The organism is uncultured Schumannella sp. (assembly GCF_905479755.1).
Lineage (GTDB): Bacteria > Actinomycetota > Actinomycetes > Actinomycetales > Microbacteriaceae > DCRR01.
In genome coordinates, this window is record NZ_CAJQNT010000034.1 from 1 (window position 1) to 10,906 (window position 10,906).

Here is a 10,906-nt window from a genome sequence, read left to right on the forward strand (position 1 = left end):
CGTTGAGACGCGGACGAACAGACCTACCCTGGGACACGAGAACCTCCGTGTGATTGTGAAGACGTTAGACATCTCCACTAAGCCCGGAGGTTCTCCTGTTTCACAAGACCCGAACTGTCACCAAGGTCACTGCTGAGTACAGCTAGGCGCCGCTACGCCCGGGCGACACGCTCGGCCGCGGTCTCCAGGTCGAGGCATTGCGCCACCTCGACCGCCGTGTTGTAGACACGCCCCGAGAGCGCGACATACACGCGCCCGGCGCACACGACGTACCCGATGGTCTCCGTCTCGCGTTCGACACGGTAGATCCCCTCCACCGCTTGGGTGACGAGCAGTTCTGCGTCGCGCGCATCCTGCCCGATGGTCTGCTTCATCTCTGCCTCCCGGCTCGTCGTTGTGCCGGTGCGAAGTGACGACTCCGCGCCGATCCGGAATCACTTCCATGACACACCCGGAGGTGCCGCAGGGCAAGGTCTGAAACCGAGTATTCGCCCAGACTCCACCTGGGCGGGCTCCCACGGTCCTGCCAGAAGCCGTCCAGGTTGATGCCGCACTATCGATTCAGGCCCGACACGCCGCGATGTGTTTTCTCCGTCGCGAACACCCTGTTGCCGTGCCCTCACCCCTCGAAGGATCGCCACTGCTGGCTTCTCGACGCGCCGAGCGCGTCGCGCACTGGTGTGCGCCCGACCGAAAGTGCTCTCGTTTGTTCCACTCCCACGTTCCGCCCGCAACCGCGCTGCCCCACGACCCCGATCTCCTCCCGAACGTCGACATCGACGAGCACCACGTCTTCGGCACGCGTCGCACCTTCCTCGACATCGGTCGCCGCAAGCTCGCCGTCGGTGCCGCCGCCATCTGCCTGATGAGTCTCGGGATCAACGAACTGCCTGCCGCCGCGACCACCGTCCAGGCAGAAGAGCTCGAGGCGAGTCTTCAATCGTTCTCGACGGGCTCCGTCTCGACCCCGACGATCGAGCGCAGCGGCTACGACGTGTCGACGTTCACCGTCGTACAGTGGCCGATCAACCCCGCCACCGCGATCAGCGACTACTTCGGTTCGCGGGTCGCGCCCTGCGCGAGCTGCTCGACCTACCACCTCGGCATCGACTGGGATGCGCCGTCCGGCTCGAGCGTCGGTGCGATCGCCGACGGGACCGTCGTCGGCCTCGACAACATCTCGGGTGATCTCGGCGTGCACGTCGTGATCGAGCACGAGATCAACGGCGAGATCGTCCGCAGCGTCTACGCGCACCTCCTGTCGGGGAGCGTTCCGCTGTCGGTGGGCGCGACGGTGTCGCGTGGGGACGCCGTCGGGCAGGTGGGGAACACCGGTCTGAGCACTGGCACCCACCTCCACTTTGCGATGATCGATGTCGACGGCACCTTCTTCGACCCGCTGACCTGGCTGGAGTCGCACGTCAACGTCGAATGGGGCGAGTAGTCGACGGGTAGCCTGTGTCGGTGACGACGCCCCGCATCCGCCCGTTTTCTGCCGACGACCTCGACGCGTTGGTCGCCATCAACGATGGCGCCTACCCGGCGGTCCCGATCACCGGTCGAGACGAGCTCGCGGCGCTCGCTGAGCTCGCCTCCCCGCGCCTCGTCGTGGACGACGGCACCCCGGCGGGATTCCTGTTCGCTCTGCCCCCGGGTTGCGACTACGACAGCGAAAACTACCGGTGGTTCAGCGAACGCGCCGCCGAGACCGGCCGAAGCTTCCTCTACGTCGATCGAATCGTGCTGGCGCCGCGCCTGCAGGGCCAAGGGGTCGGCCCGCTGCTGTATGCGGCGGTCTTCGATGCCGCTCGCGAGGGGGGCCATGCCGAGGTGCTGTGCGAGGTCAACGTGCAGCCGCCGAATCCCGGCTCGTTGGCGTTTCACGACCGCCTCGGTTTTCGGGAGGTCGGGCGGCAGCAGACTAAGGGCGGCAGTGTCGAGGTTGCCCTGCTCGCCGCCGAGGTTCCCGGGCAATAGCATCAACCCATGACGCCCCCCTCGCCGACCGTCTCGATTGTCATTCCGGCCTACAACGAGGAATCCACGATCCGGGCTTGCGTCGTTGCGGCGATCGAGCAGACGGTGCCCGCCGACGAAATCCTGGTGATCGACAACAGGTCGACCGACGGCACGCTCGAATTGCTGCACCTGCTGCAGCGTGAGTTCCCCGATGCCCCGCTGCGTGTGTTCTCGCAGGACGCCGAGCAGGGTCTCGTTCCGACGCGGAACTTCGGCATGGATCTCGCCCTCGGCGAGGTGATCGGCCGCATCGATGCCGACTCGGTGCTCGAGCCGGACTGGGTCGAGCAGGTCAGGGCGCTGTTCGCCGATCCGACCGTCGCCGCCGCGACCGGGCCCGTCATCTACTACGACATGCCCTTGCGCCGATGGGGTCACCGCGCCGACGACACGCTGCGGCGCGGCATGCTCAAGCTGGCGCGTGACTACCACTTCGTGTTCGGCAGCAACATGGCCGTGCGGGCGAGCGCCTGGCGGGACATCCGCGACGTGGTCTGCCGGGACGAGGCGGACGAGATGCACGAAGACATCGACATCAGCATCCACTTGTTCGATCGCGGACATCGTGTCGTCTATGGATCGAAGATGGTCGCCGGGATGTCGGCCCGGCGCCTCGACGACAGCCCGCGCGACTACTTCTCGTACGTCGGCCGTTTCGATCGCACCTACGACGCGCACGGGATCACGAACCCCGCGCTCCGGGCGCCGATGGTCATCTTCTCCGCGATCTACCCGGTGCTGCACGGCGTGCGGTGGTCGCGGGCGCGTCGCGGCAGCCTGCGCTAGCGGGGCGCACCCCGTCGTCAGCCGCTATGCTCGGAGGCGAACACGGGAGTCCGGTAGGCCGGGCTGAGAGGAAGCTCATCAAGCTTCGACCGTCGAACCTGATCCGGATCATGCCGGCGCAGGGAGGCATCTCTGGTTGATCGCAGCTCGCGCGATCGATCGCCCGTGCACTTTCCTCAACGAAAGGGCACGCATCGTGACCACGCAATCCACTGTTTCCGCTCCCACGCGCCGGGCGATCGTCTGGCGCTGGCGCGTCGTCGACATCGTCGTGGCGGCCGTCATCGGTGTCGCCGCGGGGGTGGTGTTCTGGGCCTTCGGCCTCGCCTACTCGATCCCGGGCGACGCGCTCGGCGCGATCCTCCCCGGAGCGCAGGGGCTGCTGTACGGCGTCTGGCTCTTCGCCGGTGTCCTCGGCGGCATCATCATCCGCAAGCCCGGAGCCGCGCTGTTCACCGAGCTCGTGGCGGCGAGCGTCTCGGCGCTCATCGGCACCTACTGGGGGCCACTCACACTCGTCTCCGGGCTCGTGCAGGGTCTCGGTGCCGAACTCGTGCTGCTCGCCTTCCTCTACGCCAACTGGCGCGTGTACGTCGCCATGCTCGCGGGCGCGGGCGCCGGTCTCGCCGCGGCACTCAGCGAGTTTGTGATCTACTACGTCGGCGTTGAGCCGGCCTTCATGGTCGTCTACGCGATCTGCTTCACGATCTCCGGCGCGGTGATCGCGGGACTCGGGTCGTGGCTGTTGATGCGCGCGCTCGCCGCGACCGGGGCGCTCAGCCGCTTTGCCGCGGGGCGTGAGCGCACGGCCGAGGTCTAGGAGGCACGCATGCCCTCGCCCGTGACGCGCTCCGATGCCGCGACGCACCTCGGTGCGCCCGCGCGGGTGAGTGCGCACGGGTGGGGCTGGCGGCACGCCGGGCGGCGCGCCTGGGCGGTGCGCGGGCTCGACGTCACGATCGAGCCGGGGGAGCGGGTGCTCCTGCTGGGACCGTCTGGTTCCGGGAAATCCACTCTGTTGGCAGGCCTCGCGGGTGTGCTCGGCGGGGCGGACGAGGGCGAGACCTCGGGCGCGCTGCGCATCGACGGGGAGGCGCCCGGTGCGGCCCGCGGGCGCGTCGGACTCGTGCTGCAAGACCCCGAGTCGCACGCGGTGATGGCCCGAGTCGGCGACGACGTCGCCTTCGGGCCTGAGAATCTCGGCGTTCCGCGCGACGAGATCTGGGCCCGCGTCGCGTCGTCGCTGGATGCGGTCGGGCTCGCGGTCGGCCACGAGCACTCCACCTCGGCGCTCTCGGGCGGGCAGAAGCAGCGCCTCGCTCTGGCGGGCGTGCTCGCCATGCGCCCCGGCGTGCTGCTGCTCGACGAACCGACCGCGAACCTTGACCCGGAGGGTGCCCGCGAGGTGCGGAACGCCGTCGCCGAGGTGCTCGATCGCACCCGGGCGACGCTCCTCGTGGTGGAGCACCGGGTGGAGCTGTGGCACGAGCTCGTCGACCGCGTGCTGGTGCTCGGGGCCGACGGCGCGCTCCTGGCCGACGGAGCGCCGGATCGCATTCTCGACGAACGCGGCGCGGAGCTGGCGGCGGGCGGCGTCTGGGTTCCGGGGCACGAACCGCGGATCACGCGCCGACCAGACGCGGACGACGACAGCGTCGTGCTGTCGACCGCGGGCCTACAGGTCGCCCGTGAGCGCGGACGGCCGCTGCCGTGGAGTCTCGACACGGCATTCGCTGCGGGTGACACCGTCGCGCTGGTCGGCCCGAACGGGGTCGGCAAGTCGACGCTCGCCCTGACGCTCGCGGGGTTGGTTCCGCCCGCGACCGGGGAGCTGCGCGTGAGCCCGGGACTCGCGGCCGGGCTCGAGGCCGCCCCGCACCGCTGGCGGTCGCGCGAGCTGCTGACCCGGCTCGGGATGGTCTTTCAGGCTCCCGAGCACCAGTTCGTGGCGACCACGGTGCGTGACGAACTGGCCGTCGGGCCACGGAGTCTCGGTGTTCCCGCCGAGGAGGTCGACGCGCGCGTTGGCGAGCTTCTCGAGCGGCTCGGCTTGGCGGCGCTCGCCGGCGCGAACCCGTTCACCCTGTCGGGCGGACAGAAGCGGCGACTCTCGGTCGGCACGGCGCTCGCGACGCGGCCGCGCGTGCTCATCCTCGACGAGCCGACCTTCGGCCAGGACGCGCTCAGCTGGGCATCCCTCGTCGATCTGATCGACGAGGTGCGGGCCTCGGGGCGACTGATCATCGCGGCATCGCACGACGAGCACTTCGTGCGCGAGGCGGCAACGACGGAGCTTCGCCTCGCGCTCGCCGAGGAGACGTCGTGAGCACGGCCCTCGCGCCCGCCCCCGCATTCGTGGCGACCGCCCCGCTCGACCGGATCAATCCGGTGGCGCGACTGCTCGCGGCGCTGCTGCTCGCGGCCGTGCTCGTCATGTCAATCGACCCCGTGTCGGCCGGGGTCGCGCTGCTGCTGGAGGTGCCGCTCGTGTTCGCGAGCGGGCTCGGCTGGCGCGGCTTCTGGGCGCGCACCTGGCCGGTGTGGCTCGCCGCGCCGTTCGCCGGCCTCACGGTCGCCCTGTACGGGCGCGCCGGAGGCGAGGTGCTCGTCGAGTGGGCACTCATTCGGGTGAGTGAGGGCTCGCTGCACCTGGCACTCGCGACCGTGCTGCGCGTGCTCGCGATCGCGCTCCCCGGCGTCGTCCTGTTCGCCCGCGTCGACCCCACCGACCTCGCCGATGGTCTCGCCCAGGTGCTGCGTCTGCCGAGCCGCTTCGTGCTGGGCGCTCTCGCCGCGTTCCGACTGTTCGGCGTGCTGCGCGACGACTGGCGCGCACTCGAACTGGCGCGCCGTGCGCGCGGGATCGCCGATCGGGGGCGCGTTCGGCGGTTCGCCGGGATGGCCTTCGCGCTGCTCGTGCTGTCGATCCGGCGCGGGAGCACACTGGCGACCGCGATGGAGGCGCGCGGCTTCGGGGGAGACACGCCGCGCACCTGGGCGCGGGAGTCCCGGTTCGGGGTGGGCGGCTGGCTCCTCCTCGCGGCGGCGACGCTGGTCGCGGCGATCGCGGTGACGGTCGCCGTGGTGACGGGAGCGTGGACGTTCATTGTTCGCTGAGCTCGACGCCGACCGCGATCCCCTGCTGGCCGAGATCGCACGCGCGTGCGCGAACTCCGCGCGCCGCCCGGTCGTGCTGATCGACGGAGGCTCCGGCGCCGGCAAAACCACGTTCGCCCGGCGTCTCGTGCGTCTCGTGGCGTCGCCGGCGGGCGAGGCGCAACTCGTGAGCCTCGACGACTTCTACCCCGGCTGGGACGGCCTCGAGGCGGGCAGCGAGATGGTGCACCGTGACGTGCTGAGCGCGCGCGAACCCGGCTGGCGTCGCTTCGACTGGGAGGCGCAACGCCCGGCTGAGTGGCACCCGCTCGACCCCGAGCGACCGCTCGTGATCGAAGGCTGCGGTGCTCTGAGCGCCGCGAATCGTCGCGGCGCGAGCTTCGGGATCTGGTTGGAGCTGGATGCCCGGGAGCGCAAGCGACGCGCCCTGGCTCGCGACGGCGAACTGTACGCGCCGCACTGGGATCGCTGGGCCGCGCAGGAGTCCGCGTTTCGGCGTGCTGAACCGCCTCTCCCACTCGCCGATCTGGTCATCGACCTCGACTTCTGACAGGCGAATTCTCGCTACTGTGGGGGAGATGGCGCGGGGGAGAGAACGGCGACCGGCGCAGCTGGTGGTCGAACGAGTCCGCGCGGCGACGCGCGGACGCACCGTCGTGTTGGTCGACGGGCCCTCCGCCGCGGGGAAGTCGACGCTCGCGGGCGAGATCGCCTACGAATTGAACGCCCAGCTTCTGCCGATGACCGCGTTTCGACCCGGTCCGGGCGGGCTCGAGGTGGCGAGTTCCGTCATCGCCGGATCGGTGCTCGCCGACGAGTCGCCCGGCTATCACCGGTGGGATGCGGAGACCGGCCAGCTCGCCGAGTGGCACAAGGTCAACCCGAAGCGACATCTCGTCATCGAGGGCGCGGGGGCGCTGAGCGCCGCCAACCGCGAGCGCGCGAGCTTCGGCGTCTGGGTGCACCTGCCGTTCGAGGAGCGCCGGCTGCGCCAGTTCCAGCGCGACGGCGTCCACGATCCCGAGTTGTGGGAGTACTGCACCCTGCAGGAGCGCGCCTTCTTCCAGCGGGAACGCCCCGACCAGCTCGCCGATGTGATCTACGACAGCGGCGCCGACATCCTCGTCGACTGAGATCTCGCCGCGCTCCGGCGCTCAGGCCCAGCCGAGGCGATGCAGTTCGGAGTCGTCGATCCCGTAGTAGTGCGCGATCTCATGCACGAGGGTGACGTGGATCTCGTGCCGCAGCGCCTCGAGGTCGTCGCAGATCGCGAGGAGTGGCTCTCGGAACAGGATGATCCGGTCGGGGAGCTCGCCGAAGCCGTACTGGTCGCGGTCGGTGAGCGCGACGCCCTCGTAGAGGCCCAGGAGGCCGAGCGAGCCGTCCTCGGGTCGGGCCTCGGTCACGAAGACGAGATTCTCCAGCCCTTCGACCATGTCGTCTGGCAGCGCATCGAGTTCGTCAACGACGAGTGCCTCGAACTCCTCCTCACTCAGCTCGAGGCTCATCGGCCGCCCTCCGCGATCTCGTCGACCGCCTCCACCAGATTCCATTGAAAGGCGCCGAGCCAGTCGTAGACCTCGCCCATCAGCCCGTCGCCGTGATCGCCGTCGTGGTGGATGCCGAGCCGCTCGGCGAGCACCGCGCGCAGATCGGTGAACACCGGCAACCACCGTTCGATCGTGTCGGCGGGGGCGCGCAGCACGGCGTCGTCCTCGATCGCCCGCAGAAGCGATGCCGCGGCCGAGGACTTCCGTTCGACGAGTCCCGCTCGCGTGTACTGCTCGAACTCGGCGGCGGCGTCGGGATCATCGCGGTAGCCCGCCGGAAAGAGCCGCCGCAGCGCCGGGTCGGTGCCGCTGTCGTCCCGCACGAGGCTCATGAACTGCTCGAGCAGGCTGCGCAGCAGGGCGAGTTCGGGCTCGCCCAGGCGCACCTCCAACTCGGGGCGCCCGCCCTCGCGGACCACCTGCACGTCGATGCTCATGCGTCCGCCTTCTGCACGCTGGCCCAGAGCCCGTATTCGTGCATCGCCTCCGTGTGCCGTTCCATCTCTTCGCGCGGTCCCGTCGCCACGACGGCGCGGCCCTCGTGGTGCACGAGCAGCATGAGCCTCTCGGCTTCGGGTCGCGCAAAGCCGAAATAGGTCATGAAGACATGCGTGACGTACGGCATCAGGTTCACCGGGTCATTCCAGACCACGGTGCACCAGGGCACATCCAGGGTGACGTCCGGGGCGATTTCTTCGACCAGGACGGAATCGGGGCGACCGACGGGACTCGAACCCGCGACATCCGGCACCACAAGCCAGCGCTCTACCAACTGAGCTACGACCGCCATATGCTGCTCACGCAACTTAACGATTCTAGGGCATCCGCGGCGCCCACTCGTCCACGACTCTCGTCGAGGCGGTGAGAGCCTGTTCGCTCGTCGGCCCGGGGGCCGGAACAAAGACGGCGCGCCGGTAGTAATCGAGTTCGCGGATCGACTCCAGAATGTCGGCGAGGGCCCGATGGCCGCCGTTCTTGGCCGGCGACTGGAAGTAGACGCGCGGGTACCAGTGGCGCGACAGCTCTTTGATCGACGAGACGTCGACGCTGCGGTAGTGCAGGTGGGTGTCGACTCGCGGCATGTACTTCGCCAAGAAGGTCCGGTCGGTGCCGATGGTGTTCCCGGCGAGCGGGGCGCTCTGGTGATCGGGCACGTACTTCAGGATGTACTCGAGCACCTGGTACTCCGCGTCGGCGAGGCTGACACCGTGGGGGATCTCGTCGATCAGCCCGCTCTCGCGGTGCATGTTGGTGACGAATTCGTTCATGTTGTCGAGCGCCGACTGATCGGGCTTGATCACGATCGTGAACCCGGGGTCGACCAGATTCAGGTCGTAGTCGGTGATGACGACGGCGACCTCGACGAGTTCGTCGACGTCGACATCGAGCCCCGTCATTTCGCAATCGATCCAGACGAGCAGATCCGCTCCAGCAGCCACGCGCCGAGTCTAGTCGGCCCGACCGACGGGCTCGTGGGCCGAGGGCTAGGGGCGGATGTCCACCGGCCGGGGCTCCGGCAGCTTCGGTCCCATCCCGTCGCCGCTGGAGACACGTCGGATGCGCCGACCGAGCCAGGGCAGTCCGTGGCGCCGAATCCAGTCGAGCGTCGAGATCGGCACCCCCGCGGTGAGGAGCGCATCCGGGTGGGTCGGCATGGCGTCGACGCCGAGTTGCGTGGCCGCGGTTCGGGCGATCGCGAGATGACCCAGGGTGGAGGGGTGGATGCGGTCCTCCGACCACGCGGAGCGGTCCTTCAGCGCGTCGAGACCCCAGAGATCCAGCAGAACGCAGCCGTGTCGGGTCGCGATCGAGGCCAGGTGCGCGTTGAACAGTGCCGTGCGCTGGCGGAGCACGCGCAGCATCCGGGCGCGGCCCGGGTCGAAGACTGTGGCGAGCAGCACCGCGGTGCCGCCTTGCCGCAGTTCGGCGACGCACGGTTCGAGTCGGGCGGCGAGCTCGTCGGGGTCGATGCGGAACGACATGAGGTCGTTGCCGCCGACCTGGATCGAGACCAGGTCGGCGCCCATCGCGCGTGCGGCGGGCGCCTGGTCGTCGACGACGTGACGCACACGCCGACCGCGCACGGCGAGGTTGGCGAACTCGAGGCGAGGCCCGCCGGCGGCGCGGCTGTCGGCATCGAGGGAGAGCGCGAGGCGGTCGGCCCAGCCGAACCACGGGGCGCCCTCGCCCACCACGGGATCACACCAGCCCTCGGTCACGGAATCACCGAGGGCGACGAAGCGGGTCCAGGTCTGGGCTGCCACAACCTCAGTGTCGCGCGCCGGCGGACCGGTGACGAGGTGGCGCGGAAAAGCTTCGCCGCGCGGCCGGTTCGCGTTCAGCAACCGGGGTGAGAATTCAACCGGACGTCACTCTCGCGTCGGCGTGTCGCGTGGGTACGATGTCGACATGATTCGGGGATCACTGCGAGGTCGTCTCGCCGCAGCGGGGGCCGTTGCCACCGCGCTGGCACTGGCGGCCTGCACGCCGGCCGAGCAGCATCCTGTCGCCACCTTCGCGGTCGCCGGGGGCGAGACCTATCGAATTGAGCTGGTGACTCCCGACCTCGTGAACCACGCCGAACGGCTGCTCGCGGGGGAGCAGGTGGCGGCGATCCCTGTCGGCACCGTCGTGCGCGACGACCCCGGTGTGAACGAGCCGTGGTCGTGGCACATCGACCCGACCACGCTTCAGTTCGCTGACATCACGATCGAGGTGTGCGACGGCCTGCCGAGCTACGTGGAAGACGGCACCATCACGAGCGATCAGTTCTGCCCGTGGTCGGCCGAGATCGTGTCGATCGACTGATCGGGAATCATCCCCGGGCGTCGTAGCGTGGGGACCACGATGATCATCGACTTCTACAGTTCCGCGTTTTGCGGATCCTGCCACGCGACGCGTGCGACGCTCGCCGAGGCCGCCCGCCTGGTTCCGCGCGCCTCCGTCGTCGAACGTGACGTGGTCGCGTTCGCGGGCGAGGCGGAACGCGAGGGCATCGCCACGACGCCGACGGTGATCGTGCGCCGCGACGACGGAACCGAGGTGTTCCGTGCGGCCGGGGCGCCGCCTCTCGACGCCGTCCTCCGCGCGCTCGCGTTGGCCGTCTGAAGACCCCCCTGCGATACCCTGGCGGTGCGCCCTCGTAGCTCAGCGGATAGAGCAGGAGCCTTCTAATCTCTTGGTCGCAGGTTCGATTCCTGCCGAGGGCACATCCCGGACGTTCCGCCAGTTGCGGAACGTAGTTCTCTGCGCATCGCGATGCGATGCGGGTTCGATTCCTGCCGAGGGCACATCTGTGATGTCTCACGACATCGTGGACGGGCGAACCCCCATTTTCGGGGTTCGCCCGTTTTTCATTCTTTGGCTTGGTAGCCCTTGTTCGGGTTGATGATGTGCTCAGCGATGACTTCTCCGTCGGGGGTGATCGTGGTGGC

General features: G+C 69.3%; 16 protein-coding genes, 2 tRNA genes and 1 riboswitch. Of the genes, 11 read left to right on the forward strand and 7 right to left on the reverse strand.

What is annotated here, in order from left to right:
* Positions 1-152: 152 nt before the first annotated feature.
* Positions 153-374 (reverse strand): hypothetical protein, encoded by a 222-nt coding sequence (locus QZ258_RS09640; RefSeq protein ID WP_294181019.1) that lies wholly within the window; start codon positions 372-374, stop codon positions 153-155.
* A gap of 332 nt (positions 375-706) precedes the next feature.
* Here QZ258_RS09640 and QZ258_RS09645 point away from each other — a divergent pair, with 332 nt between their 5' ends.
* The 8 genes from QZ258_RS09645 to QZ258_RS09680 all read left to right on the forward strand — a co-directional run bounded on the left by QZ258_RS09645 (position 707) and on the right by QZ258_RS09680 (position 7,055).
* Positions 707-1,444 carry a M23 family metallopeptidase gene (locus QZ258_RS09645; protein ID WP_294181021.1) on the forward strand — a complete coding sequence of 246 codons (738 nt, stop codon included), beginning with the start codon at positions 707-709 and terminating at the stop codon, positions 1,442-1,444.
* Positions 1,445-1,464: 20 nt separating this feature from the next.
* Positions 1,465-1,977 (forward strand): GNAT family N-acetyltransferase, encoded by a 513-nt coding sequence (locus QZ258_RS09650; protein ID WP_294181023.1) that lies wholly within the window; start codon positions 1,465-1,467, stop codon positions 1,975-1,977.
* Between the two features lie 9 nt (positions 1,978-1,986).
* Positions 1,987-2,805, forward strand: coding sequence for a glycosyltransferase family 2 protein (locus QZ258_RS09655; RefSeq protein ID WP_294181025.1), 819 nt, complete (start codon positions 1,987-1,989; stop codon positions 2,803-2,805).
* Positions 2,806-2,837: 32 nt separating this feature from the next.
* A riboswitch (TPP riboswitch) is annotated at positions 2,838-2,948 on the forward strand.
* Between the two features lie 53 nt (positions 2,949-3,001).
* Entirely contained in the window at positions 3,002-3,625 is a 624-nt protein-coding gene (locus QZ258_RS09660) for an ECF transporter S component (RefSeq protein ID WP_294181030.1), read from the forward strand.
* Positions 3,626-3,634: 9 nt separating this feature from the next.
* The gene (locus QZ258_RS09665; RefSeq protein ID WP_294181032.1) at positions 3,635-5,131 is read left to right on the forward strand and encodes an ABC transporter ATP-binding protein; all 1,497 of its coding nucleotides are present in this window, start codon (positions 3,635-3,637) and stop codon (positions 5,129-5,131) included.
* Positions 5,128-5,922, forward strand: a complete 795-nt coding sequence (locus QZ258_RS09670; protein WP_294181034.1) for an energy-coupling factor transporter transmembrane protein EcfT — start codon at positions 5,128-5,130, stop codon at positions 5,920-5,922. Before QZ258_RS09665 ends, QZ258_RS09670 begins: the two co-directional genes overlap by 4 nt.
* Positions 5,912-6,472, forward strand: coding sequence for an ATP-binding protein (locus QZ258_RS09675; RefSeq protein WP_294181035.1), 561 nt, complete (start codon positions 5,912-5,914; stop codon positions 6,470-6,472). The genes QZ258_RS09670 and QZ258_RS09675 overlap by 11 nt, the downstream gene beginning before the upstream one ends.
* 28 nt (positions 6,473-6,500) lie before the next feature.
* A complete protein-coding gene (locus QZ258_RS09680) occupies positions 6,501-7,055 on the forward strand; it encodes a (d)CMP kinase (RefSeq protein ID WP_294181037.1) in 555 nt (184 codons plus the stop codon).
* A gap of 21 nt (positions 7,056-7,076) precedes the next feature.
* On the opposite strand, the gene QZ258_RS09685 is transcribed toward QZ258_RS09680, so the two are convergent.
* The 6 genes from QZ258_RS09685 to QZ258_RS09710 form a co-directional block, all read right to left on the reverse strand.
* A complete protein-coding gene (locus QZ258_RS09685; RefSeq protein WP_294181039.1) occupies positions 7,077-7,430 on the reverse strand; it encodes a metallopeptidase family protein in 354 nt (117 codons plus the stop codon).
* Positions 7,427-7,909, reverse strand: a complete 483-nt coding sequence (locus tag QZ258_RS09690; protein WP_294181041.1) for a DUF2017 family protein — start codon at positions 7,907-7,909, stop codon at positions 7,427-7,429. The genes QZ258_RS09685 and QZ258_RS09690 overlap by 4 nt, the downstream gene beginning before the upstream one ends.
* A complete protein-coding gene (gene clpS / locus QZ258_RS09695) occupies positions 7,906-8,139 on the reverse strand; it encodes an ATP-dependent Clp protease adapter ClpS (RefSeq protein ID WP_294181043.1) in 234 nt (77 codons plus the stop codon). The genes QZ258_RS09690 and clpS overlap by 4 nt, the downstream gene beginning before the upstream one ends.
* Before the next feature lie 47 nt (positions 8,140-8,186).
* Positions 8,187-8,259 (reverse strand) — tRNA-His (locus QZ258_RS09700).
* A 28-nt stretch (positions 8,260-8,287) separates the two neighbouring features.
* Positions 8,288-8,911: an oligoribonuclease gene (gene orn / locus QZ258_RS09705; protein WP_294181045.1), complete on the reverse strand. Its 624-nt coding sequence runs from the start codon at positions 8,909-8,911 to the stop codon at positions 8,288-8,290.
* 45 nt (positions 8,912-8,956) lie between these two features.
* The gene (locus QZ258_RS09710) at positions 8,957-9,736 is read right to left on the reverse strand and encodes an SGNH/GDSL hydrolase family protein (RefSeq protein ID WP_294181047.1); all 780 of its coding nucleotides are present in this window, start codon (positions 9,734-9,736) and stop codon (positions 8,957-8,959) included.
* A gap of 145 nt (positions 9,737-9,881) precedes the next feature.
* Here QZ258_RS09710 and QZ258_RS09715 point away from each other — a divergent pair, with 145 nt between their 5' ends.
* The 3 genes from QZ258_RS09715 to QZ258_RS09725 all read left to right on the forward strand — a co-directional run bounded on the left by QZ258_RS09715 (position 9,882) and on the right by QZ258_RS09725 (position 10,681).
* Positions 9,882-10,280, forward strand: coding sequence for a hypothetical protein (locus tag QZ258_RS09715; RefSeq protein WP_294181050.1), 399 nt, complete (start codon positions 9,882-9,884; stop codon positions 10,278-10,280).
* A gap of 27 nt (positions 10,281-10,307) precedes the next feature.
* Positions 10,308-10,580, forward strand: a complete 273-nt coding sequence (locus QZ258_RS09720; RefSeq protein WP_294181052.1) for a thioredoxin family protein — start codon at positions 10,308-10,310, stop codon at positions 10,578-10,580.
* 28 nt (positions 10,581-10,608) lie between these two features.
* Positions 10,609-10,681, forward strand: a tRNA-Arg gene (locus QZ258_RS09725).
* Positions 10,682-10,906: the final 225 nt, after the last annotated feature.

Coding starts and splice junctions, on each gene's coding strand:
- QZ258_RS09665 (WP_294181032.1), top strand. CDS start 3,635: ATGCCCTCGCCCGTGACGCGCTCCGATGCCGCGACGCACCTCGGTGCG.
- QZ258_RS09680 (WP_294181037.1), top strand. CDS start 6,501: ATGGCGCGGGGGAGAGAACGGCGACCGGCGCAGCTGGTGGTCGAACGA.
- QZ258_RS09715 (WP_294181050.1), top strand. CDS start 9,882: ATGATTCGGGGATCACTGCGAGGTCGTCTCGCCGCAGCGGGGGCCGTT.
- QZ258_RS09640 (WP_294181019.1), bottom strand. CDS start 374: ATGAAGCAGACCATCGGGCAGGATGCGCGCGACGCAGAACTGCTCGTC.
- QZ258_RS09685 (WP_294181039.1), bottom strand. CDS start 7,430: ATGAGCCTCGAGCTGAGTGAGGAGGAGTTCGAGGCACTCGTCGTTGAC.
- QZ258_RS09655 (WP_294181025.1), top strand. CDS start 1,987: ATGACGCCCCCCTCGCCGACCGTCTCGATTGTCATTCCGGCCTACAAC.
- QZ258_RS09690 (WP_294181041.1), bottom strand. CDS start 7,909: ATGAGCATCGACGTGCAGGTGGTCCGCGAGGGCGGGCGCCCCGAGTTG.